This is a genomic window from Chromobacterium sp. IRSSSOUMB001, assembly GCF_023507765.1.
Classification (GTDB): domain Bacteria; phylum Pseudomonadota; class Gammaproteobacteria; order Burkholderiales; family Chromobacteriaceae; genus Chromobacterium; species Chromobacterium haemolyticum.
The window spans coordinates 16962-40560 of record NZ_JALCYU010000011.1; the positions used below are offsets into that span (position 1 = coordinate 16962).

The following is a 23599-nucleotide window of genomic DNA, read 5'->3' on the forward strand; positions in this document are numbered from 1 at the left end:
AAGTGTTTCCTGCGTCGAGTTTGAATGATTTATTGGGTGAAGGCGTCTATGGCTTTTCTGAAAGAGAGGCTGTATATCTTGCGGCAGTTAAATTTTGCGATGATATTTTTGATTCTGAGTGGAGGTTGGCGGAGCGACATAGTTATACGCCAGAGCAGGTTAGTCATATATTTTGGTGGGTAATGAATGAGGCTTGGGATGTCTACTGCCAAGTTAACGCGAATCTTCCGATTGCATGGTTGTCTATCACCAAAAAAGCCTTAGAGTGGGATCACGTGCCGATCAATTTTCATCCTTGGGCCTTGGCGATATTGGAGCATTTTGACTTGGAGCGTTATCATGCGGCCTATCATTTGCCACGGGACGAGTACGAGGCGATTGCCCATGATTTGCCGGTAGTGTTGGAAGGTCTGCGCAATTATCCGGCGGAAAAGCTGGCTGCGCCGATAGACGAGGATAATTGGGGCTATATCGATTATTAGAGGTTGAAACCTGCGGTCTTCTATGGCCATGAAAGCGGCGCGCTAATTCGGCGCGCCGCTTTTTTACGTCTTAGCTATTGCGGCCGGGAATCTTGCCTTCCAGCTCGGTTTTGGCGACTTGCGCGCGTTGCAGCGCGTGCACGCTGTCCACGTGCTGGAAGACGTCGCAGCGTAGCGCGCCCAGCACCATCAACTGCTCCGCGTAGTTGAAGAAACCCACCCAATAGCCGCGGGCATAGTGAGGGTCGCGGAAGTCGATGTCGTAGGCGATCTTGCCGAGCAGACCCTTGTTGTGGCGGTCCGGATTGTCTTTCAGGTATTGGGCCAGGTGGGCGGCGCATTCGCGGCCGTAGGCGCAGGCGTCCACGTAGTCGTCGGCGGGCGGCATCTGCCAATGGTGGGGCTGACCGCGTTGCGGCAGGTAGCGGACGAAGGGCAGTTGCGTGGCCTGGGTTTCGTGAGGCTTAGGCCGGTAATGACGGCGCGGGGGAAGGGCTTGGGACATTAGTAATACTCCTATGAGAGTGTGCATGATGTCCCCGCTTCTCGGTTCCAGTCGGGAGGCGGGCGCAAGACCACGGGACTGGAACACCGATTCACTCTCCTCTCGGCACGGCCGAAGCCGTTCCCGCAGCCTGCGCCCGCCGTATGGGCGTGCTCAGGCAGCGAACAATAAGGGCCGCAAAGCGGCCCGTTCGCTGAGAGTGAAGTTTTTGGGGTTCCAGTCCCAGTGCCGGATGTAGGTCGGCACGCGGATGATTGTGGCGGCGCGGGCCGGTCGGGTCAAGGGCGCGGGGATGTCAAGCGGCGGGCTTGCGCTTATAGTGGCGGCTTTTAGCTGATTGGGAGGGGAGCCATGCGATTGAGAAGCTTGGCCGGCTTGGCGCTGATCTTGGTCTGCGCGCAGGCGTCGGCGGCGTGCTCGGAGCAGGATTGGAAGATGGTGCTGCGTGGTTCGGAGCAGGCGATTGTCGAGTATGCGCGGCAGCATCATTGCGATTTGAACCAGGGTCTGGACAACGGCGCCAGCTCGGCCATGGTGTATGCGATTCAGAGCCGCCGGGCGGCTGCGGTGGCGGCCTTGTTGACAGCCGGCGCGGATGTGAACGCGGATGTCTACGACGGCAAGACGCCACTGTTCTACGCGGCGGAGGCGCGCAATGCGCCGGCGGCGAAGTTGCTGCTGGAGCATGGCGCGGATGTGAATGTGTCGACGCGCTTTTCGCAGATGTCGCTGTTGATGGCGGCGGTGTTGAGCGGCGCGCCGCAGTTGGTGGCTGATCTGCTCAAGCACGGCGCCTCGCTGGAGGACAGGGACAAGTACGATCAGTCGGCGCGGGACTATGTGGCCAAGCTGCCCAAGGCCCAGCGACCGGCGATGCTGCGGGCGCTGGGCGGGGCGTGAACGTGGTTTTTAGCCGCGCTTAGTTAAAGCCGGTCAGCCGTCTGAAGTTGATCTGACGGGAATCCCGGTGGGCTTTGAGCCTGTTGGCCTTGTTGCGTCGGAGGATGGCCTCGGCCGGCGGCAGCGGGGCGATGATGTCCTGCTCCGGTTGGGGCGCGGCATGCTCGGGCGCCTGGCCGCGCAGATAGTCGCAGCGGGCTTGTTCCAGCGTATCGCGCAAGGTCAGCGGACTGAGTTGCTGCAGGCGGACGGCCAGCTGCACGGCGCAGTGTTCCACCAGTTGTTTCAGCGCGGCCTGGTGTTTGGGGTCTTTGTCGTTGAGTCCGGCTTGGGTGCTGATGCCTCTGAGATGGTTGTTGAGCAGGCTGGGGCCGGCTTGTTTGCGGAAGTACTCCGCCTGGCTGGGGAAGCGCGCGGCGGCGGTGTCGATGACGAAGGCGCGGTAGTGCTTGGCTTGTTCCGCCAGCCGGCTGCTGGGCGCTTGGGGCAGGCATTGGCGGGCCACGGCCTCGGCGGTATTGTCGATATGGTCGTGGACGATGGAGGTGTAGTAGTTGCGCAGCAGGTTGTGCGCGTCTTCCTGGGGGCGGCCTGCCAGCCACAGGCTGAACTGGCGCTGCGCTTGCGCAAGAATGCCTTGCAGGGTGTCGGGTACCAAACGTCGGGCGGATTCGGTCGGCGGCGCGGCGTGCGGGCTTGAACGGGTGATGGCGGACGGGCGTGCGCTGTTGTTGACGGCGCTGCGGATATCCGCGGCCAGCGCGGTTTGCGGCGGGGTGTCCGGGTCGGCGCAGCCGCGCGGGTGAATGCGGCTGAGCATGTCGCTGGAAATTTTCATTGAGCGCTCCTGAGCGAGGGAGGCGGCGTCAGGCGCCGCCGTGGTTAGGATGCGGCGCAGTGTGCCCAAGCTCGGCGGCGGCCAATATAAAGAAACGGTCATGTCGACGGCATGGCTGGACTGTATGCCATCATTCCTTTCCCATTTTGTGGTTTCTGTGCTCTCTCTTTCTGCCTTGGCTCGTCTTGTTTGGGATGTCGATCTTAAAGCAGCATCACCAGCTTGTACTCCGGCGCCTGGGCCAGCTTGAGGGTGATTTGCTGGTGCTCGATGCGGCCGGCGCTGGGGTGGTGGAACACGCGGCTGCCGCCTTCGCGGCCTTGCACGTCCTGCTGTTGCCAGTATTGGCGGAATTCCGGGCTTTTCGCTTCCAGCTCCGCAATCATCGCGGCCACGGCGGGCTGATTCAGCCGCGGGCTGAGATCGGCGCGCAACTCGGCGACGATGCGGCCGGCGCGTTCCGCCCATTGGTCGATGAAGCTGCGCGCTTCCGGTGCCAGGAAGATGAAGTCCAGCAGGCTGCGGCTGGCGTCCGGCCGGCCCAGCCAGTCGCGGAACAGCCTTTGGGCCGGCGGGTTCCAGGCCACGGCGCGCCATTCGGCGTCCAGCACGTAGGCTGGGGAGTCGATATGGGCGGTGGCCTGCTTTAACAGCGCCTTGGCCTGTTCGGACGGGCCGCGCCATTCCGGTTCCGGGTCTTTGAGGCCTGCCAGGTTGAACAGGTAGTCGCGCTCGGCGGCGGTCAGGCGCAAGGCCTCGGCCAGCCGGGCCAGGGTGGGCGCGGACACGGATTGGGTGCGGCCCTGTTCTATCCAGGTCAGCCAGGTGGTGCTGATGTCGCACAGCGCGGCCACTTCTTCGCGGCGCAGGCCTTTGGCGCGGCGGCGCTGGCCGGGCGGCAGGCCGGCTTGTTCCGGGCTCAGCCGTTCGCGGTGGGCGCGGATGAATTGGCCCAAGGGCGCGCTGTCTTTGCTGGCGGTCATGGGCGTAGGGCTCTGGGTATTAGTATAGCTACTAGTATAAGCAACTGGCTTGTTGCCGGGAAAGTTTGGTTCCAAGATAAGCCCACGGAGCGAAGTCCTGTGGCCGATGCGCGGAAACCCGCGGCGCCGGCGGCAGTCTCAAGTTGAATAACCGGATTCGAGCAAACACCATGACCGCACAGACCTTGTACGACAAATTATGGAACAGCCACGTGGTGCGCCAGGAGGCAGACGGCACGGCCTTGCTGTACATTGACCGCCACCTGGTGCACGAGGTGACCAGCCCGCAGGCGTTCGAGGGGCTGAAGCTGGCGGGCCGCCCGCTGTGGCGCGTGGATTCGGTGGTGTCCACCGCGGATCACAACACGCCCACCGATCATTGGGACGAGGGCATCAAGGATCCGATCTCGCGCCAGCAGGTGGAAACGTTGGACGCCAATATCAAGGCCTTCGGCGCGCTGGCGTATTTCCCGTTCAAGGACAAGGGCCAGGGCATCGTCCATGTGATGGGGCCGGAGCAGGGAGCCACGCTGCCGGGCATGACGGTGGTGTGCGGCGACAGCCACACCTCCACCCACGGCGCTTTCGCCGCGCTGGCGCACGGCATCGGCACCTCCGAGGTGGAGCATGTGATGGCCACGCAGTGCCTGGTGGCGAAGAAATCCAAGAATATGTTGGTGCGGGTGGACGGCAAGCTGGGCCGCGGCATCACCGGCAAGGATGTGGCGCTGGCCATCATCGGCAAGATCGGTACCGCCGGCGGCACCGGCTATGCGATCGAGTTCGCCGGCGAGGCCATCGAGAGCCTGTCGATGGAAGGCCGGATGAGCTTGTGCAATATGGCGATCGAGGCCGGCGCGCGCTCGGGCATGGTGGCGGTGGACCAGAAGACCATCGATTATGTGAAGGGCCGGCCGTTCGCGCCCAAGGGCGAGCAGTGGGAGCGGGCGGTGGCGTATTGGCGCACTTTGCGTTCCGATCCGGGCGCCGTATTCGACGCGGAAGTGGTGCTGCGCGCGGAGGAGATCCTGCCGCAGGTGACCTGGGGCACTTCGCCGGAGATGGTGGTGGATATCGACGGCGCGGTGCCGGACCCGGCGCGGGAAAGCGATCCGGTGAAGAAAAACGGCATTGAGCGCGCGCTCAGCTATATGGGCTTGCAGGCTAATACTCCCATTCACGACATCGCGGTGGACATTGTCTTCATCGGCTCCTGTACCAATAGCCGCATCGAGGATTTGCGCGAGGCCGCCAGCGTGGCCAAGGGCCGCCATAAGGCCGCCAACGTGAAGCAGGTGCTGGTGGTGCCGGGCTCCGGCCTGGTGAAGGCGCAGGCGGAGGCCGAGGGGCTGGACCAGGTGTTCCTGGCCGCCGGCTTCGAGTGGCGCGAGCCGGGCTGCTCGATGTGCCTGGCGATGAACGCGGACCGTCTGCAGCCTGGCGAGCGCTGCGCGTCCACGTCCAACCGCAATTTCGAGGGTCGTCAGGGGCAGGGCGGCCGTACGCATCTGGTCAGTCCGGCGATGGCGGCGGCTGCCGCCGTCACCGGTCATTTCGTCGATGTGCGTTCGTTGTAACCGTTCCAAGGAGAGAATCATGCAAAAACTGCTGTTGTTGGTACTGGCCGCGCTGACCCTGAGCGCTTGCAATACGGTGAAGGGCGTGGGTCAAGACGTGTCCAAGGGCGGGCAGGCGATTGAAAATGCCGCCAAGGACGTGTCCAACAAAATGTGATGCGGCGGTCCGCCCCCGGCGTCCGCCGGGGCGGCCTCTGTTGCGCACTCTCTAATTGAAGGCGGGCGTTCGCGCCCGGAAACGGCATTGACGATGAAAGCATTTACCACCCTGACCGGTTTGGTCTGTCCCTTGGATCGCGCCAATGTGGATACCGACGCCATCATTCCCAAGCAGTTCTTGAAATCGATCAAGCGCTCGGGCTTCGGCCCCAATCTGTTCGACGAATGGCGTTATCTGGATCACGGCGAGCCGGGCATGGACAACAGCAAGCGGCCGCTGAACCCGGACTTCGTACTCAATCAACCGCGCTATCAAGGCGCGCAAGTGTTGCTGGCGCGGGAGAATTTCGGCTGCGGCTCCAGCCGCGAGCACGCGCCGTGGGCGCTGGACGACCAGGGCTTCCGCGTGGTGATCGCGCCCAGTTTCGCCGATATCTTCTTCAATAACTGCTACAAGAACGGCCTGCTGCCCATCGTGCTGGCGGCGGACGCGGTGGATCAGCTGTTCCGCGAGTGCGCGGCCGCCGAAGGCTATCAGCTGACGGTGGATCTGGCGGCGCAGACGGTGAGCACGCCGGCCGGGCAGGTGTTCTCCTTCGACATTACCGAGCACCGCAAGCACTGCCTGCTGGGCGGCCTGGACGAGATTGGCCTCACCTTGCGGCACGCGGACGAGATCAAGGCTTTCGAAGCCAAGCGCCGCGGCGAGCAGCCGTGGCTGTTCGCCTGAGCAAAGGAGGTTGAGTGAACACGCCACAGCAGGGCGGCCACGGGCATAAACAGCATGTGGAGCAGCAGTTCGGCGGCCAGGCCGCCGCCTATTTGAGCAGCCAAGTGCATGCGGAAGGCGCGGAGTTCGCCGAGCTGCGCCAGGCGGCGGCGGAACATGGCGCAGCGCGGGTGCTAGACCTGGGCTGCGGCGCTGGTCATGTCGGCTTCCAGGTGGCGGAGGCGGCGCGGGAGGTAGTGGCTTACGATCTGTCGGCCGCCATGTTGGAGGTGGTGGCGGCGGAAGCGGCCCGGCGCGGGCTGGACAATCTGAGCACGCGCCAGGGTTCGGCGGAACGCCTGCCCTTCGCCGACGGCGATTTCGACTTGGTGTTCAGTCGCTATTCCGCCCATCACTGGGGCGACGTTGGCCTAGCGCTGCGCGAGGCGCGGCGGGTGCTGAAACCGGGCGGCCGGCTGGCGCTGATAGACGTGATGTCGCCGGGGCAGCCCCTGCTGGACACGCATTTGCAGGCGGTGGAAGTGTTGCGTGACTCCAGTCATGTGCGCAATTACAGCGCCGGAGAATGGCTGACGATGCTGGCCGAGGCCGGCTTCGCAGTGGACAGCCTGCGCCGCCAGCGGCTGCGGCTGGCCTTCGACGCCTGGACCGCGCGCATGCGCACGCCGCCGGAGATGGCCGCTGCCGTCCGCCTGCTGCAACAGCGGATGGGTAGCGAGGTGCGCGATTACTTCGCCATCGAGGCGGACGGCAGTTTCAGTTCCGACGTGATGGTGCTGTGGGCCGGCAGATGAGCGTCGCCCGCGGCGAGGACCGGCGCGGCGCGATGGCCTGGCTGCATCGCCATCCCTGCTGGGCCTTCGTGCTGCTGGGCTTGAGCTTTCTGGTGTTCGGCGCCGGTACGGTCAATCTGGCGCTGTTGTTGCAATTGAATTTCAAGCTGTGGCTGGACGCCGGCTGGCAGGCGGCGATGGACGGCGCGCTGCGCCAGTTGCTGGAACTGCTGGCGTCCGGCTATGCCGCGATGGCGGCTTATATCGTATTCAAATGTTGCGAGCGGGCGCTGGTGGAGCGGCTGACCCGGCGCGGTCATCAAGACTGAAAAGGAAAACTCCATGAAAATCGCCATTCTGCCGGGTGACGGCATCGGTCCGGAAATCATCGCCCAGGCGCAACGCGTGCTGGAAGTGCTGCGCAAGGACGGCCTGCCGATCGAAACCGAGCAGGCGCCCTTGGGCGGGGCCGGCTACGACGCCTTTGGCCAGCCGTATCCGGAATTCACCCAGAAGCTGTGCCGCGAATCAGACGCGGTGCTGCTGGGCGCGGTGGGCGGCCCGGCCTACGACAAGCTGGAGCGTCCGCTGCGGCCGGAGCGCGGCTTGCTGGCCATCCGCAAGGATTTGAACCTGTTCGCCAATCTGCGGCCGGCCATCCTGTACCCGGAGCTGGCAAACGCCTCCACGCTGAAGCCGGAAGTGGTGTCCGGCCTGGACATCATGATTGTGCGGGAACTGACCGGCGACATTTACTTCGGCCAGCCGCGCGGCATCGCCGTCAACGAGTTGGGCGAGCGCGAGGCCTACAACACCATGCGCTACAGCGAGGGCGAGGTGCGCCGCATCGCCCATGTCGCCTTCGGCATCGCGATGAAGCGCGACAAGCGCTTGTGCTCGGTGGACAAGGCCAATGTGCTGGAAACCACCGAGTTCTGGAAAGAGGTGATGATAGATGTGGCCAAGGAGTATCCGCAGGTGGAGTTGTCCCATATGTACGTGGACAACGCGGCGATGCAGCTGGTGCGCAATCCCAAGCAGTTCGACGTGATGGTGACCGGCAATATCTTCGGCGACATCCTGTCGGACGAGGCCTCGATGCTGACGGGTTCCATCGGCATGCTGCCGTCGGCCTCGCTGGACGAAAACAACAAGGGCTTGTACGAACCCTCGCACGGTTCGGCGCCGGACATCGCCGGCCAGAATCTGGCCAATCCGCTGGCCACCATCCTGTCCGCGGCGATGATGCTGCGCTACACATTCGGCCTGGAAGACGCTGCGCAGCGGGTGGAGAACGCGGTGAAGACCGTGCTGGCGCGCGGTCTGCGCACCGCGGACATTTACGAGGCCGGTTGCGAAAAAGTCAGCTGCTCGGCGATGGGAGATGCGGTGGTGTCGGCGCTCTGAACCCGGACGGTACGCCCGGTTTTCGCGGGGCGAACCGTCTGTTCTGATTTGAATACAATAAAAATGAAATACCCCATTGCTTGGTGCTTTATCGCGCTGCACAATGGGGTGACAACATTACAGCCGCCCGCCGCATAGGCGGGCGCGACGATTTGACAGACAGATACCAGGAGAAACCCCAGTGAGAGTAGGTTTTGTAGGTTGGCGCGGCATGGTGGGTTCCGTGCTGATGCAGCGCATGCGCGAAGAGAATGATTTTGCGGTGATTGCCGAGCCGGTGTTCTTCACCACCTCCAATGTGGGCGGCAAGGCCCCTGACATCGGCCGCGACACCCCGGCGCTGAAAGACGCGAAGGACATCGCCGAACTCAAATCCATGGATGTGATCGTCACCTGCCAGGGCGGCGATTACACCAATGAAGTCTATCCGCAGCTGCGCGCCGCCGGCTGGAACGGCTACTGGGTGGATGCGGCTTCCGCGCTGCGCATGGAAGACAACGCCATCATCATCCTGGACCCGGTCAATAAAGCGGTGATAGAGCAGGGTCTGGCGCGCGGCGTCAAGGACTACGTCGGCGGCAACTGTACCGTGTCGCTGATGCTGATGGCCTTGGGCGGCTTGTTCCAGAACGATTTGGTGGAGTGGGCCACTTCCATGACCTACCAGGCCGCCTCCGGCGCAGGCGCGCAGAATATGCGCGAACTGCTGTCCGGCATGGGGGCGATCAACGCCCAGGTGTCCGGCCTGCTGGCGGACCCGGCTTCCGCCATTCTCGATATTGACCGCAAAGTATCGGACTTCCTGCGCGCGGACGATTTTCCCTGCCAGAACTTTGGCGTGCCGCTGGCCGGCAGCCTGATTCCGTGGATAGACAAGGATCTGGGCAACGGCCAGTCCAAGGAAGAATGGAAAGGCGGCGTGGAAACCAACAAGATCCTGGGCCGCTCCGCCAATCCGGTGCCGGTGGACGGTTTGTGCGTGCGCGTGGGCGCGATGCGCTGCCACAGCCAGGCATTGACCATCAAGCTCAAGCGCGATGTGCCCTTGGACGAGATCGAAGCCATGCTGGCCGCGGCGAATCCGTGGGCCAAGGTGGTTCCCAACACCCGCGAGGCCTCGATGGCCGAGCTGACCCCGGCGGCGGTGACCGGCACGCTGGCCACGCCGGTGGGCCGCCTGCGCAAGATGGCGATGGGCGGCGAATACCTGTCCGCATTCACCGTTGGCGATCAACTGCTGTGGGGCGCGGCGGAGCCGCTGCGCCGCATGTTGCGTATCCTGATCGAGCGTTGACAGGGTAGAATGGAGGCAGCCTGGGGGCCGCGTTGGCGGGCTCCTACTGCCGGGCCGCTCTTTGAGAAGGGCGGCCGAGTTGAAAAGGGCACCTAGGTGCCCTTTTTTGCGTGCGGTATTCTGTTTGCAATGAATGATTGAGAAAGTAAAGCGATGTCGAACTCTATTCAGCTCGCCGTAGTCGGCGCCACCGGCCTGGTGGGCCAGGCGGTACTGGAACTGCTGGCACAGCGCCAGTTGCCCGTGGGCCGGGTTTTTGCCGTGGACACGGCGGACAAGGAAGGCGAAACCGCCGCTTATGGCAACCTGGAACTGGATGTGCATCCGATCGACGGTTTTGCCTTCGAAAACGTGGCGCTGGCCATCTTCGCCGCCGGCAGCGAACTGGCGCGCGAGTACGCGCCGCTAGCGCGCGCGGCTGGCGCGGCGGTGGTGGATTTCAGCTCCGCCTTCCGCGAGGACGACAGTGTGCCGCTGGTGATTCCCTCCATCAACGGCGCCTTGCTGGCGGACGCCGGCGAAGCCGCGCTCGCCTCCGTGCCCAATTGCACGGTGACGCCGCTGGCGCTGGCGCTGGCGGCGCTGCGCCCGCTGGGCTTGCAGCGCGTGTCGGTGGCCACTTATCAATCGGTGTCCGGCAGCGGCCAGGCTGCAATGGAAGAGCTGGCGGATCAGACCACGGCGCTGTTCTCCCAGCGCGAGACAGAAAGCCGGGTTTACGACAAGCGCATCGCTTTTAACGTGCTGCCGCAGATCGGCGCGCTGGACGCGGACGGCACCTCCGAAGAAGAGCGCTCGGTGGAGCGCGAACTGACGCGGTTGTTGGACTTGCCGCAATTGCAAGTGGAAGCCACCTGCGTGCGGGTGCCAGTGTTCTTCGGCCACGCGTGGGCGGTGAATGCGGCATTCGAACATGAATTTGACATGGAGCAAGCGCGTAAGCGTCTGCTTGCGGCAGGCTTGCAAGTAGTGGCCGCTGACAAGTTGGGCGGCTATGTGACGCCAATGGAAGCTACCGGCAATGAAGCGGTGTGGGTCAGCCGTCTGCGCGGCAAGGGCCGGACGCTGAGCTTCTGGCTGGCCGCCGACAATGTGAAGGCGGGCGCGGCGCTCAATTGCGTGAATATCGCAGAGACCCTGTTAAAGCAGAATGGTTTGATCTGATTTAAGCGGTTTGGCCGAAGCCGCGCATGGCGCGGGCAGAGGGCGGCATTCGCGAGAGTGCCGCCCTGTTTCATGGCGGAGTCGAAAAACGCGCGCAAACGGCGTCATTATGAAATCTAGCTAAAAACTGCGGCAGGGCCTAAGATTGCAACAGTTACCGTCTGCGCCCGCTGGGCCAGCGCAAATAAAATCAAGATAAACCGTGCCGGAAGGTTGACAGTGACACATCAGGCAAAAATCAGAATCGGTGTTCTGGCGGTGGCTTTGGCCTGCTCCGCCAGCGCCTGGGCAGGGCTGGGGAAAATCAACGTCAGGTCCAATCTGGGCGAGCCGTTCCGCGCCGATATCGAATTGACCGGGGTAAGGGCGGCGGAGTTGGAGAGCGCCAGGATAGGGCTGGCCGGGGCGGATACGTTTCAGGACTTGAACGTTGATTACGCCACCGTGCTCAATATGCTGCGCTTCAGCGTAGCGCCCAGCTCGCGCGGCGCGATGATACGCATCAGTTCTTCCGGACCCATCAACGATCCCTACCTGCGTTTCGTGGTGGAAGCCAAGACTTCATCGGGACGCGCGGTGCGCGAATACACGGTGTTGTTGGATCCCAGCAACTACTCGATGGCTTCTCCGTCCGCCAACATCGTGCAGGACGTGCCCAGTTACGCCGACAGCAATCTGTCCAGCCGCTATCGCGGCAACGCCGCGCCCATCGCACGGCCGCAGCCAGGCATTCTCAAAGTGAAGTCCGGTTCCACCCTGCGCGGCCTGGCCGGCAAGGTGCGGCCGCGCGGCGCCACGCTGGACCAGACCATGGCCGCTTTGGCACAGGCCAATCCGGACGCCTTCGTCGACGGCGACGTCAGCCGTCTCAAACTGGGCGCGGTGCTGAAAGTGCCCGCCAGCCGCAAGATCAAGTCCCTGAGCGCCGCTCAGGTGGCCAGCATTCTAGGCAGTCAGCCCGCGGCTCCGGCTGCCGAAGCCAAGGCCGGTTCCGATGTGCTGAAGCTGGTGCCCAGCGAGCCGGGCGGCGGCAAGCTGACCGAACTTGAGCAGCAGGTGGCGGCGCGTGAGCAAGCGCTGAAGAGCGCGGAGGCGCGCATCAGCGCGCTGGAAGAGCAATTGAAGGCCCTGCAGGCGGGCAAGCCCTTGCCGCCCATGACTAATTCCAGCCCCAGTTCCGCTCCGGCCGCGATAGCGGCGGAACCCGTCGCCGCCAGCGCTCCCGCGCACGCCGCCAGCGAGCCGGCTCCGGCTCCTGCGGCCAAACCCGCTCCGGCGGAACACAAGCCCGCAGCCAAGCCGGCGATGCCGCCTCCGCCGCCGGAGCCGTCGTTGCTGGATAAGGTGATCGATCATTTGCCGCTAGTGGGCGGCGGCGTGGCCGGCCTGGGCCTGTTGGGCGCGTTGGGTCTGTTGCTGGCGCGCCGGCGCAAGGGCGGTAAGCCCTTGTCGCTGTCGGCCAACAATACCAGCGCCGCCTTGAGCCGCGGCGCGTCTTCCGGCATGGAGCCGCCGTCGGTGGGCGGCGGCCACTCCTTCATGAGCAATTTCACCCAGGCGGCCGGCGCCATCGATGCGGCCGAGGTCGACCCGGTGGCGGAAGCCGAGGTCTACATCGCCTACGGCCGCGACGTTCAGGCCGAGGACATCCTTAAGGACGCGCTGGCCAAAGACCCGTCGCGCCAGGAGGTGAGGCTGAAGTTGATGGAGATCTACGCGGCGCGTCCTGACGTCGCCAGCTTTGAAAAGCTGGCGCGGGAAATGCACGCCACCTTCGACGGCCATGGGCCGATCTGGGCCAAGGCCGCGGCGATGGGGCGTTCCATAGACCCGACCAACTCGCTCTATCTGTCCGACGGCGAGGGCGAGGACATCGAAGCCGCGCCCGCGCCGGTGTCTAGTCCGGGCGGCATCGATCTGGATAAGGAGCTGTTCGGCGAGCCAGAGGCAACGCCGCCGGCTGCCGCCCCTGAACCCGTCGCCGCGCCGGAAGCAGCGGTTCCCGAGGATGATCCGCTGGCGGCGCTCTTTGCCGAGCCTCAGCCCGAAGAGGCGGAGAAGCCGGAGGAAGCCAATCTGCTTAATTTCGATCTGGACGCGGAGCTGACGGCGCCGGCGGAGCCCAAGCCGGAGGCGGCTCCCGCGGCCGCGGCGCCGGCGGAAAACAATTTGTTGGACTTCGACTTCAATCTGGAGGGCATGGCGGCGGAAACGCCGGCCGCCGCCGAAGCGCCAGCTGCGTCAGCGGCCCCAGCAGCCGCGTCCGCGGGTTTCGAATCCCTGTACGAAGACATGCTGGCGGAGACGCCGGCCGCAGAGGCGGAAGCGCCGGCGGCGGCGCAGGCCGAAGGCATGTCGGTGTTGGACGATCCGCTGGCCACCAAGTTGGATCTGGCTAAGGTCTACCTGGACATGGGCGACCGCGACGGCGCTAAAGAAGTGTTGCAGGATTTGATCGCCGAGGCGCAAGGACCGCTCAAGGCGGAAGCCGAGGCCTTGCTGGCAACGATTAGCGCTTGAGATTGAGGCGATGGCGATGCGCGGCGGGAGGGGGCAACTCCTCCCGCCGTTTGACGATCCGGCTCCACTACGTGATTTGAGGCGAATGGCATGAAAATGTGTGGCTTTTTTGGCCATTGCCTGGATGCAATGAGGCAAGGATGCTCGATTTATCCTCGCTAAGTGGCTGTTGTGTTGTTTCGTTGCAATAATTAAAACGTTATAAGAATCTGTTGGCGACCTGCTGCGCGGCGGCTTCGAAGAATGAGGGTGGGGAAATTCGTTCATGTCTTTCAAGACACGCATGAGTCAAATCGCGTTGCTGCTGGCCGGTCTGGGTCTGGCGGCGGCGGCTACGGCCGGTTTGGGGCCGATCCGGGTGTTGTCCGCCGATGGAGAGCCTTTCCTGGCGGAGATCCCAGTGGTGGACGAGGAACCCTCCGACAATGTGCTGGTGGGCCTGGCCGACCGCAACCGCTATCCGCTGTTGTCCACTTACAGCAGTTCCGCCGGTAATCTGCAGTTTTCCATCGTCCGCAAGCCGGATGGCAGTGTTCAAAAAATCCAAGTCAAGGGCGCCGCCAGTTATCCGGAGCCGCTGTTGCGTTTCGCCGTGGATCTGAGTTGGCCGGCGGGCCGGCTGGTGCGCGAGTTCGAGGTGGATTACCGCCGCGATGGGCCGCGCAACAAACCCGCGCCGGCGCGGGAGGAGGGCAAGAAGCCGCTGGCCGGCGTTGATGTCTCCCCGCGGCTGGATTCGCTGGGGCTGAGCGACGCCCGATTGCGTTCGCGTTTGGGCGAGCCCTTGCTGCTGGAGCTGACCTTGCAGGGCAGCGCCCTGGATCAGGCGGAGCCGCCGCGTCTGGCCTTGTTCGCGGTGGCGGCCCAGGGCGAGCCCAGCGCTCAGCAAATGCGCTTGGTGGCCTCCATCGTGCCTCATGTCGAGAAAGTGGCCAAAGGCCGCTTCAATGTGCAGCTGCGTACCGAGCAGCCGGTGACCGAGCCGATGCTCGCCTTCCGGCTGGAAGTGGCGGCGGGCAAGCTCAAGGCGCAGAAAAACTACTCGGTGTTGTTGGACCCCCATTCGGCGGTCAAACCGGCTTCCGCCGCCAAAACGCAGGGTTTGAAAGTGTATCGGGTGCTGAAAGGCGACACGCTGTCCGGCATCGCCAGCCGCGTGCGCGGAGGCGGCGAGGCGGGCGCGGTGGCGCAGCAGTTGCTCGAGGACAATCCCGAGGCCTTTATCGCCGGCGACGCCAATCGCCTGCGCGCCGGCGTGGCTCTGGAGTACCCGGCGGAATGGCAATTGCGCGGGCAGGGCGCTGACCGGGCTGCGGAGCCAAAGCGGCCGACCGCGTCGCCCGAGGCTCACGTGGTCCAGAAAAACGCGCAGCCTGAAAGCAAATCCCAAGTGCGCGCGCCGCAGGAACATCAGCCTCCGGCGCAGAAGCCCCCGGAACGCAAGCCGCCGGAACCCAAAGCGCAGGAGCACAAGCCCATAGAGGCCGCGCCGATGGCCAAACCAGCCGCGCCGCTCCAGCCGGCGCATCCGCCTGTCGCCAAAGAGGCGCCCAAACCGGGCCCGGCCGGAGAATCCACGCGGCCAGCGGCCGCGCCGTCGCAGCAGGAGCGGAATTTGCAGCAGATGCTGCAGCGGCAGGACCAGGCCTTACAGCAAGCCGAACAGCGAGCGAAGGCGCTGGAACAGAAAATCCAGGATTACCAGCGTCAGGCGGCGGCCAAGGCCGCCGCTCCCGCGCCGGCTCCGACGGAAAGAGAGCCCGGACCCGAGGCCGCGCCGGAGCACAAGGTCGAGACCAAGCCGGAGCCTAAGCCGGAACCCAAGGTGGCGGCGGTCAGTTCTATGCCGGTCGCGGCGGCCTCTGCGCCGCAGGCGGTGATGCCGGAACCCGCTGAGAAGCCGCACGCCGAACCCGCCGCGCCGCCTGAGCCGCCGGCGGCCAAGCCCGCCGAAGGCCATGCCCCGCCGGCCACGACGGCGGCCGATAGCTGGACGGACGAATTGGGCGCGATCTTATCCGACGAGTCGATGCGCTGGAAGCTGGGCGGCGCGGCGGCGGCGCTGGGCCTGGTGGCCCTGCTGCTGGCGCGGCGCAAGCGCAAGGGCGGCGGCAAGGTCGAGCCCGCCGCGCCGGCCTTGAGCGGCACGGCCACCGGCGCTTCGATGCTGGGGCCGTTGACGACCTTGATGAGCTCCTTGAAGAAGGGCGACGGCATCGATTTGTCCTCGGTGGACCGGGTGGCGGAGGCCGATGTCTACCTTGCCTACGGCCGCGACGACCAGGCGCTGGAAATCCTGCGCGAAGGACTGGCTCACGAGCCGATGCGGCAGGATCTGCGCTACAAACTGCTGGAAGTGCTGTCTACTCAGCAGGACAAGCAGATGTTCATCGCCGAGGCCACCACCGCCAAGGGCGTGTTCGGCAAGGACAGCACCTTATGGATGAGGGTGTGCGAGATCGGCCAGACCGTCGCGCCCGGCCACCCGCTGTTCGCCCAGGCCAAGCCCGAACCGACGGCGGAAGCGCCGGCGCAGCCGCTTGCGGCCGCAGAGCCCGCCCCTGTTGCCGCACCCGCACCCGCACCTGCGACGCCCGTAGCGGCATCGCCTGCGCCGGCAGCTGCGGCGAGTCCTGATGAGGAGAAAATGGAACTAGCCAAGCTGTATCTGGAGATGGGCGACAAGGAAACCGCGGACGCTTTGATGAAGGAGGCCGGCCGCTGAGGCGTCCATCGCGCATTGCGAGTCACAGGGGCCGGCGCGCTTATCGCGAGCCGGCCCTTTCGTTTTACGTCGACGGCGTCTTATGCCGTGGTTGGCCGCTTTTCTCGCGTGTTCGCAGCAGACGTCATCGTTTGGTCGTGGCGCAAACCGGGCAGGATAAGGTAGAGTGAGTGCTTTATTGCTGAAACGACGCGGTGCGCCGCGTCGGTGTTTGAAGAAGGTGTGGGCATGAGGATAGCGCTCGGCATCGAGTATGACGGTCGGGCGTTTTCCGGCTGGCAGACTCAGCCGCATGGCAATACGGTTCAGGACAGATTGAATCAGGCGATCGCGCAGATCGCCGGCGTGGCCGACATCGGCACCTTGGCTGCGGGCAGGACCGACGCCGGGGTGCATGCGGCCATGCAAGTGGTGCATTTCGACTGCTTGACGCAGCGGCCGCTGAATGCTTGGGTGCGCGGCGTCAACGCCTTGCTGCCGCCGGAAGTGGCGGTGGTGTGGGCGCGAGAGGTGCCGGAGGCGTTTCATGCTCGTTTTTCGGCGTTTTCCCGCAGTTACAGCTATTTCCTGCTGACTAGTCAGGTGCGGCCTTGTTTGCTGGCTGGCAAGATGGGCTGGTTTCATCAGGCGTTGGACGTTGAGGCGATGCGGGAAGCGGCCGCCCACTTGTTGGGGCGGCATGATTTTTCCAGCTTTCGAGCGTCCGAATGCCAGGCAAGGTCGCCGCTCAAGGATTTGCAGCGCTTGGACATCAGCGAGCAAGACGGCCTGATCCGCTTCGATCTGCTGGCGGACGCCTTTCTGCACCATATGGTGCGCAATATCGTCGGGGCGCTGGTCTATGTCGGCAAGGGCGCTTTGCGCGCGGAGGACATGGCGGGGCTGCTGGCGGCGCGCGACCGCACCTTCGCGCCGCCCACCTTCATGCCGGATGGTCTGTATCTGACTGGCGTGGGTTATCCGGAAATATACGATTTGCCGTCGCAGGCGGACGCCGCGCGGCTGGCCTTGTGGAGATGAGAGTGGGCGGCACAACCCGAATCAAAATTTGCGGCATTACCCGGCCGGAAGACGGCGCGGAAGCCGCGCGGCTGGGCGCCGACGCCATCGGTCTGGTGTTCTACGCCAAGAGCCCGCGTCATGTTGGCATCGAGCAGGCGCGCGCTGTAATCGCGGCGCTGCCGCCCTTCGTCAGCGTGGTGGCTCTGTTCGTCAACCCTGAACCGGGTTATGTGCGCGCAGTGTTGGCGGAGTGCGCAATCGATATGCTGCAGTTCCACGGGGAGGAAGACGCCGCTTTCTGCCGCTCCTTTCAGCGGCCTTATTTGAAAGCGGTGCGGGTGAAGCCAGGCATGGACCTGGCCGAAATCGCCGCGCAATACCCGGACGCGCGCGCGGTGCTGACCGACGCCTTCGTTGAAGGCGCGCACGGCGGCACCGGGGCCACCTTTGACTGGAGCTTGCTGCCGAAGGCCTTGCCCCTGCCGTTGATCCTGTCCGGGGGGCTGGACGAACACAATGTGGCGGCGGCGGTGGCGCAGGTGCGCCCGGCCGCGGTCGACGTCTCCAGCGGTGTGGAGGCGTCCAAGGGAATCAAAGATGCCGCCAGAATGGCGGCGTTCATATCAGGAGTTAGACATGGATCGTTATGACTTGCCGGACGCCCAGGGCCATTTTGGCCCGCATGGCGGCGTCTATGTCGCCGAAACCTTGATGGCGGCGCTGGACGAGCTGAAAAACGAGTACGCTCGCGTCAAGGCCGACCCGTCGTTCTGGGAAGAATTCCGCCATGAGCTCAAGCATTACGTTGGCCGCCCCAGCCCGGTCTACCACGCCAAGCGCTGGTCCGAGCAATTGGGCGGCGCGCAGATCTATTTGAAGCGCGAAGACCTGAACCACACCGGCGCGCACAAGATCAACAACGCCATCGGCCAGGCGCTGCTGGCGCGTCGCATGGGCAAGAAACGGGTGATCGCGGAAACCGGCGCCGGCCAGCACGGCGTGGCTTCCGCCACCGTGGCGGCGCGTTACGGCATGGAGTGCGTGGTGTATATGGGCGCGGAGGACATCAAGCGTCAATCGCCCAATGTGTTCCGCATGAAGCTGTTGGGCGCCACTGTGGTGCCGGTGGAGTCCGGCTCCAAGACGTTGAAGGACGCGCTGAACGAGGCGATGCGCGACTGGGTGACCAATGTCGACAGCACTTTCTACATCTTGGGCACCGCGGCGGGCCCGCATCCCTATCCGATGCTAGTGCGCGATTTCGTGTCGGTGATCGGCGAGGAGGCCAAAGTACAGATGCCGGAAGTCATCGGTCGCCAGCCGGATGTGGTGGTGGCGTGCGTGGGCGGCGGCTCCAACGCCATCGGCATGTTCTATCCGTATATCGGCGTTGACGGCGTGCGCATGGTCGGCGTTGAGGCCGGCGGCCTGGGCTTGGCCTCCGGCAAGCACGCGGCGCCGATTTCCGGCGGCGCGCCGCTGGGCGTATTGCACGGCGCCAAGAGCTATCTGATGCAGGACGAGAACGGCCAGGTGGTGGAAACGCATTCGGTGTCCGCCGGCCTGGACTATCCGGGCGTGGGGCCTGAGCACAGCTATCTGAAGGACATCGGCCGCGCCGACTACGTGGCGATCAACGACGACGAGGCCTTGCGCGCCTTCCACGATTGCTGTCGTTTCGAGGGCATCATCCCGGCGCTGGAGTCTAGCCACGCGCTGGCCTGGGCCGCCAAGGAAGCGCCGAAGATGGGCAAGGACCAGGTGATCTTGGTTAATCTGTCCGGCCGCGGCGACAAAGACATCAACACCGTGGCCGGCCTCGCCGGCATCACCCTGTAAGGAGGCGCTATGTCACGTATCGCCCAATGTTTTGAAGTGCTGGCCGGCGGCAAGGCGCTGATTCCCTTCATCACCGCCGGCGATCCGTCGCCGCAGTTGACCGTGCAGCTGATGCACGGCTTGGTGGAGGGCGGCGCCGACATCATCGAGCTGGGGGTGCCGTTTTCCGACCCGATGGCCGACGGCCCGGTGATCCAGCGCGCCTCGGAGCGCGCTCTGGTCCACAAGGTGGGTTTGCGCCAGGTGTTGCAGATGGTGGCGGAATTTCGCCGCGACAACGACCATACCCCGGTGGTGCTGATGGGATATCTGAATCCCGTGTTCGCCATGGGCTACCAGGACTTCGCCGCCGCGGCCAAGGCCGCCGGCGTAGACGGCGTGTTGACCGTGGACAGTCCGCCGGAGGAATCCGCCGATCTGTCCGCGGCGCTGACCGCCAACGGCCTGGATCCGGTGTTCCTGATCGCGCCCACCACCCCGCCGCAACGTGTGGCGGAAATCGCCAAACTGGCGCGCGGATACGTCTATTATGTCTCTCTGAAGGGGGTGACCGGCGCCGGGCATCTGGACATTGACGACGTAGCGCGTAAAATTGCTGCCCTTAGAGAATATTTGACCGTACCGATCGGCGTCGGCTTTGGCATTCGCGACGGCGCGACTGCCAAGGCGATCTCCGCCGCCGCTGACGCGGTGGTGGTGGGCAGCCGCTTGGTGCAGGAAATTGAGGCGGCGACACCCGAAACCGCCAAAGAGCGGTTAACCCGTCTGGTGGCCGAACTGAAGGCCGCCATCCGATAGAACATTGCGGGGGCTTGGCCCCCGTTTTACTGTGTCCGCCGTTTGGCGGCGGGCCCAAGAATCAAGGAGTCAGCATGAGCTGGTTGAACAAGCTCCTGCCGCCGAAGATCAAGCGCGACAACCGCGCCGACAAACCTTCCGCGGTACCGGAGGGGCTTTGGAGCAAGTGCCCGGAATGCGAGGCCGTGTTGTATTACACCGACCTGGAGAGCAATCTGCAGGTGTGTCCCAAGTGTAATCATCATCACCCGCTGACCGCGCGCGAACGTCTGAACCTGCTGCTGGACGAAGAGGGCCGGCGCGAGCTGGGCGAAGAGGTCAAGCCGGTGGATATCCTGAAGTTCAAGGATAGCAAGAAGTATCCGGACCGCTTGACCGCAGCCAAAAGCGACACTGGCGAGGACGACGCGCTGGTCGTCATGCAGGGCAGCATCGAATCGATGCCGGTGGTGGTGGCCGCGTTTGAATTCAAATTCATCGGCGGCTCCATGGGTTCGGTGGTGGGCGAGCGCTTCGTGCGCGGCGTGCGCGCCGCGGTGGAAGCCAAGGCGCCTTTCGTTTGCGTGGCCGCTTCCGGCGGAGCGCGGATGCAGGAAGGCCTGAATTCGCTGATGCAGATGGCCAAGACCAGCGCCGCCTTGCAGCTGCTGACCGACGCCAAATTGCCGTTCATCTCGGTGTTGACCGACCCGACCATGGGCGGCGTGTCCGCTTCTTTCGCTTTCCTGGGCGACGTGGTGTTGGCCGAGCCCAAGGCGCGCATAGGCTTTGCCGGCGCGCGTGTGATCGAGCAAACCGTGCGCGAAACCCTGCCGGAAGGCTTCCAGCGCGCAGAGTTCTTGCTGAGCAAGGGCGCGGTGGACATGGTGGTGGATCGTCGCGAACTGAAGCGTAAGCTGGCGGAGTTGAGCGCATTGCTGATGAAGGAGCCCGCTCCGGTCTAATCCGCAGCCAAGCCGCATTGAAAAGCCGCCGTCTCTGGCGGCTTTTTTATTTGGCCCGGCAGCCTTGCACCGCGCGATTGAATTGCGTCAGGAACTGCGGCGACTGGCGGGCGAGGAAGGCTTTGCCGAAGTAGACGCCGAAGGGCAGGCTTTGCGCCAGCTCGCTGCGCAGTTGTTCCTGCACGCCCATTTTGGCGATGAGCGCGTCCACCACGTAGGCATTGCCGAGAATGGCGTCAACACGGCGGTTCAGCAGCATTTTCACCAATTGCTCGCTGTTGGGCGGGGTGGAGGTGAGTTGATAGCCGTGTTCGCGCAGCCAGTCGTCCATATTGGAGCCGTTGAAGGCGGCGGTACGGCCCTGACGCTTGAAATCGCTGCTGGTCGGGGTCTGCGGGTTGTTCTTCAGCAGATACCAGCGTCGCTCATAGGGCAGGATGGGGGCGGACAGCACCGCGTAGCTGTCGCGTTCCGCCGACGGCGTGGCGGTGAAGAAGGCATCAGCTTGTTGGTGCTGCACCTGCCATTGCGCGCGGGGCCATGGCAGGAAGGAGATGGAGTAGGGGCGTTGTAGCTGCTTGAGCGCGCACTGCACGATTTGTACCGCCAAGCCGTCGGGGGCGCCGTCTTCTTTGCGGAAGGACAGCGGAACTTGCTGATGGGTGTTGAGCCGGATGGGGGGCTCGGCCGCGGCGGCGCCGGCGAGCAGCAGGCCGGCGAGCAGAACGCGACGTATGGGAGACGGGAATGCGGCGCGGCGGGGAGGGGGGCGCGGGGTTTTGCTTAAAAAATAGGCGGCAGTCATTTGTTTTTTGCAATCATGGAGTTGCCGGTTTTATCCACATGCTGTCACCAGATTTGCTCATTGGCAAGGTGGGAAAGTTCCCTGATTTTGCCTTTTTTATGAGCGTAAGCAGCAAGTGGCTAATTGCAAAAGTTTTTTTGACGATGGATCGGGGTTATCCACAAAGTTATCCGGTGATTGCTGTGGAAAACCCCGGCTGTTGCCGCCGTTATTCCGCCTGTTCCAGCGCCTCCAGCTCGGCCTGGGCTTCCAGCCAAGCCTCCTCCACTTCCGCCAGGCGGGTCGCCACTTCCCCTTGGCGACGCACAGCGTCGGCCAGCCGTTGCCGGTTGGCATCCCCATAGGCGTCGGCGGAGGCCATGAAGCCGTCCAGCTCCGCTTTCGCCGCGCTGAGTTGGTCCAGTTCCTTTTCCAGCTTGTTCAGCTTGTTCTGCAGCGGTTTGCGCAGTTGGGAGAGCCGTTGCCGCGCTTCCGCTTCTTGGCGCTTCTGTTCCTTGCGGTTCAGGCCCTGAGCGTCTCCGGAGGAGGGCTTGCCGGCGTCGGCCAGCAGGGTCAGCCGCCATTGGCGGTAATCCTCTAGGTCGCCGTCGAAGGGCTGCACCTTGCCGTGGCTGACCAGCCAGAAAATATCGGTAGTGGCTTCCAGCAAGCTGCGGTCATGGGACACCACGATCAGCGCTCCGCTGAAGTCCTGCAGCGCCATGGTCAGCGCATGGCGCATTTCCAGGTCCAGGTGGTTGGTGGGCTCGTCCAACAGCAGCAAGTTGGGTTTTTGCCAGACTATCATCGCCAGCGCCAGCCGCGCCTTCTCGCCGCCCGACATCGGACCCACTGGATCGGTGGCGGCGTCGCCGCGGAAGTTGAAGCCGCCAAGGAAACTGCGTAGTTCCAGTTCGCGCGTGGTGGGCGCCAGCCTTTGCATGTGTTGCAGCGGCGTTTCGTCTTCGCGCAGGGTCTCCAGCGTGTGCTGGGCGAAGTAGCCAATCTTCAGGGTTTGGGCGTTGACGATCTCGCCGCGCAGCGGGGCGAGGTCGCCGGACAAGAGTTTGACCAGGGTGGATTTGCCAGCGCCGTTGACGCCGAGCAGGCCGATGCGCGCGCCGGCTTCCACCGATAAGTTCAGTCCGCTGAGTATGGTGGCGGAGCCGTAGCCGACATCGGCCTGTTCCAGCTTCAGCAATGGATTGGGCAGGTTGTCCGGGCTGTCGAAGTGGAAGTCGAACGGCGAAGCCACGTGGGCGGGAGCGATGCGTTCCAGTTTTTCCAGCGCCTTGACCCTGCTCTGCGCCTGGCGCGCCTTGGAGGCCTTGGCCTTGAAGCGGTTGACGAAGGACTCCAGGTGGGCGATCTGGCGTTGCTGTTTCTCGTACTCGCCTTGTTGGCGAGCCATTTTTTCCGCGCGCATCACTTCGAACTGGCTGTAGTTGCCGGTGTACAGCGTCAAGTCCTGGTTGGCGACTTCAACGATGTGGTCACAGACGCTGTCCAGAAAGTCGCGGTCGTGGGAAATCATCAGCAGAGTGCCTGGATAGCCTTGCAGCCAATCCTCCAGCCACAACACGGTTTCCAGGTCCAGATGGTTGGTGGGTTCATCCAGTAGCAGCAGGTCGGAGCGGCACATCAGCGCCTGCGCCAGGTTCAGGCGCATGCGCCAGCCGCCGGAGAAGCTGGCCACGGACCGTTGCTGAGCGTCGACATCGAAGCCCAGGCCGGTCAGCAGTTTGCCGGCGCGCGCCGGCGCGGCGTAGGCGTCGATGCGCGCCAATTCTCCGTGCAGGTGGCCGATGGCGTTGCCGTCGTGGCGTTCTTCCGCGTCTTGCAGCTCCTGTTCCAGCTGGCGCAGCTCATGGTCGCCGTCCAGCACGTAGTCCAGCGCGGAGCGTTCCAGCGCGGGTGTTTCCTGCGCTACGTGAGCGATGGTCCAGTGAGGCGGCAGCAGCGCGTCTCCGCTGTCGGCGTGAAGTTCGCCCATCAGGAGCGCGAACAGGCTGGACTTGCCGGCGCCGTTGGCGCCGGTGAGGCCGGTCTTGTAGCCGGGGTTGAGGGTCAGGTTGGCGCCTAGCAGCAATTCTTTCAGGCCGCGGCGCAGATTGAGGTTTTTGAGTTGAATCATATGAGTCCGAAGCCGCGCCGGCGTTTGCGGCCGGCGCGGCG

Annotated in this window: 22 protein-coding genes; 17 read left to right on the forward strand and 5 right to left on the reverse strand. The window is 64.2% G+C overall.

Annotated elements, in window-relative coordinates; all coding sequences use genetic code 11:
* Positions 1 to 2: 2 nt before the first annotated feature.
* On the forward strand, positions 3 to 482 hold the full coding sequence (locus MOV80_RS15260) for a hypothetical protein (RefSeq protein ID WP_162897030.1): 480 nt from the start codon (positions 3 to 5) through the stop codon (positions 480 to 482).
* Between the two features lie 70 nt (positions 483 to 552).
* Here MOV80_RS15260 and MOV80_RS15265 read toward each other — a convergent pair whose 3' ends face one another.
* Entirely contained in the window at positions 553 to 987 is a 435-nt protein-coding gene (locus MOV80_RS15265) for a hypothetical protein (protein ID WP_107732392.1), read from the reverse strand.
* Between the two features lie 351 nt (positions 988 to 1338).
* On the opposite strand from MOV80_RS15265, the gene MOV80_RS15270 reads away from it, so the two are divergent.
* Positions 1339 to 1887 carry an ankyrin repeat domain-containing protein gene (locus tag MOV80_RS15270; RefSeq protein WP_083860691.1) on the forward strand — a complete coding sequence of 183 codons (549 nt, stop codon included), beginning with the start codon at positions 1339 to 1341 and terminating at the stop codon, positions 1885 to 1887.
* Positions 1888 to 1906: 19 nt separating this feature from the next.
* On the opposite strand, the gene MOV80_RS15275 is transcribed toward MOV80_RS15270, so the two are convergent.
* Positions 1907 to 2725, reverse strand: a complete 819-nt coding sequence (locus tag MOV80_RS15275) for a hypothetical protein (RefSeq protein WP_107732391.1) — start codon at positions 2723 to 2725, stop codon at positions 1907 to 1909.
* 203 nt (positions 2726 to 2928) lie between these two features.
* Positions 2929 to 3708 carry a helix-turn-helix transcriptional regulator gene (locus MOV80_RS15280; protein ID WP_107732390.1) on the reverse strand — a complete coding sequence of 260 codons (780 nt, stop codon included), beginning with the start codon at positions 3706 to 3708 and terminating at the stop codon, positions 2929 to 2931.
* Between the two features lie 170 nt (positions 3709 to 3878).
* Between MOV80_RS15280 and leuC the strand changes: the two genes are divergently transcribed.
* From leuC to accD, 15 genes are all read left to right on the forward strand, one after another.
* Positions 3879 to 5285, forward strand: coding sequence for a 3-isopropylmalate dehydratase large subunit (gene leuC / locus MOV80_RS15285; RefSeq protein ID WP_249605278.1), 1407 nt, complete (start codon positions 3879 to 3881; stop codon positions 5283 to 5285).
* Positions 5286 to 5304: 19 nt separating this feature from the next.
* Positions 5305 to 5442 carry an entericidin A/B family lipoprotein gene (locus MOV80_RS15290; protein ID WP_081544472.1) on the forward strand — a complete coding sequence of 46 codons (138 nt, stop codon included), beginning with the start codon at positions 5305 to 5307 and terminating at the stop codon, positions 5440 to 5442.
* Between the two features lie 93 nt (positions 5443 to 5535).
* Complete coding sequence (gene leuD / locus MOV80_RS15295) at positions 5536 to 6174, forward strand: 3-isopropylmalate dehydratase small subunit (protein WP_161523546.1); 639 nt, start codon at positions 5536 to 5538, stop codon at positions 6172 to 6174.
* Positions 6175 to 6188: 14 nt separating this feature from the next.
* On the forward strand, positions 6189 to 6968 hold the full coding sequence (locus MOV80_RS15300) for a class I SAM-dependent methyltransferase (RefSeq protein ID WP_043592099.1): 780 nt from the start codon (positions 6189 to 6191) through the stop codon (positions 6966 to 6968).
* Positions 6965 to 7276 carry a hypothetical protein gene (locus MOV80_RS15305; protein WP_043592100.1) on the forward strand — a complete coding sequence of 104 codons (312 nt, stop codon included), beginning with the start codon at positions 6965 to 6967 and terminating at the stop codon, positions 7274 to 7276. The genes MOV80_RS15300 and MOV80_RS15305 overlap by 4 nt, the downstream gene beginning before the upstream one ends.
* A 13-nt stretch (positions 7277 to 7289) precedes the next feature.
* On the forward strand, positions 7290 to 8354 hold the full coding sequence (leuB, locus tag MOV80_RS15310; RefSeq protein WP_043592101.1) for a 3-isopropylmalate dehydrogenase: 1065 nt from the start codon (positions 7290 to 7292) through the stop codon (positions 8352 to 8354).
* A 181-nt stretch (positions 8355 to 8535) separates the two neighbouring features.
* The gene (asd, locus tag MOV80_RS15315; protein ID WP_039755586.1) at positions 8536 to 9648 is read left to right on the forward strand and encodes an aspartate-semialdehyde dehydrogenase; all 1113 of its coding nucleotides are present in this window, start codon (positions 8536 to 8538) and stop codon (positions 9646 to 9648) included.
* Positions 9649 to 9801: 153 nt separating this feature from the next.
* Positions 9802 to 10812, forward strand: a complete 1011-nt coding sequence (locus MOV80_RS15320; protein ID WP_019102611.1) for an aspartate-semialdehyde dehydrogenase — start codon at positions 9802 to 9804, stop codon at positions 10810 to 10812.
* Positions 10813 to 11031: 219 nt separating this feature from the next.
* Positions 11032 to 13332: a FimV/HubP family polar landmark protein gene (locus tag MOV80_RS15325; protein ID WP_240333864.1), complete on the forward strand. Its 2301-nt coding sequence runs from the start codon at positions 11032 to 11034 to the stop codon at positions 13330 to 13332.
* A 265-nt stretch (positions 13333 to 13597) separates the two neighbouring features.
* A complete protein-coding gene (locus tag MOV80_RS15330) occupies positions 13598 to 16057 on the forward strand; it encodes a hypothetical protein (RefSeq protein WP_249605279.1) in 2460 nt (819 codons plus the stop codon).
* Between the two features lie 228 nt (positions 16058 to 16285).
* A complete protein-coding gene (truA, locus tag MOV80_RS15335) occupies positions 16286 to 17077 on the forward strand; it encodes a tRNA pseudouridine(38-40) synthase TruA (RefSeq protein ID WP_249605280.1) in 792 nt (263 codons plus the stop codon).
* A gap of 2 nt (positions 17078 to 17079) precedes the next feature.
* Entirely contained in the window at positions 17080 to 17709 is a 630-nt protein-coding gene (locus MOV80_RS15340; RefSeq protein WP_019102615.1) for a phosphoribosylanthranilate isomerase, read from the forward strand.
* Positions 17696 to 18898: a tryptophan synthase subunit beta gene (trpB, locus tag MOV80_RS15345; protein WP_019102616.1), complete on the forward strand. Its 1203-nt coding sequence runs from the start codon at positions 17696 to 17698 to the stop codon at positions 18896 to 18898. Before MOV80_RS15340 ends, trpB begins: the two co-directional genes overlap by 14 nt.
* A 9-nt stretch (positions 18899 to 18907) precedes the next feature.
* Positions 18908 to 19696, forward strand: a complete 789-nt coding sequence (gene trpA / locus MOV80_RS15350) for a tryptophan synthase subunit alpha (RefSeq protein WP_249605281.1) — start codon at positions 18908 to 18910, stop codon at positions 19694 to 19696.
* Positions 19697 to 19770: 74 nt separating this feature from the next.
* Entirely contained in the window at positions 19771 to 20640 is an 870-nt protein-coding gene (gene accD, locus MOV80_RS15355; RefSeq protein ID WP_019102618.1) for an acetyl-CoA carboxylase, carboxyltransferase subunit beta, read from the forward strand.
* 46 nt (positions 20641 to 20686) lie between these two features.
* Here the strand turns inward: accD and MOV80_RS15360 are convergent, their stop codons facing one another.
* The gene (locus MOV80_RS15360; protein WP_118267126.1) at positions 20687 to 21445 is read right to left on the reverse strand and encodes a transporter substrate-binding domain-containing protein; all 759 of its coding nucleotides are present in this window, start codon (positions 21443 to 21445) and stop codon (positions 20687 to 20689) included.
* A 208-nt stretch (positions 21446 to 21653) separates the two neighbouring features.
* Entirely contained in the window at positions 21654 to 23558 is a 1905-nt protein-coding gene (locus tag MOV80_RS15365; RefSeq protein ID WP_249605282.1) for an ATP-binding cassette domain-containing protein, read from the reverse strand.
* Positions 23559 to 23599 lie beyond the last annotated feature (41 nt).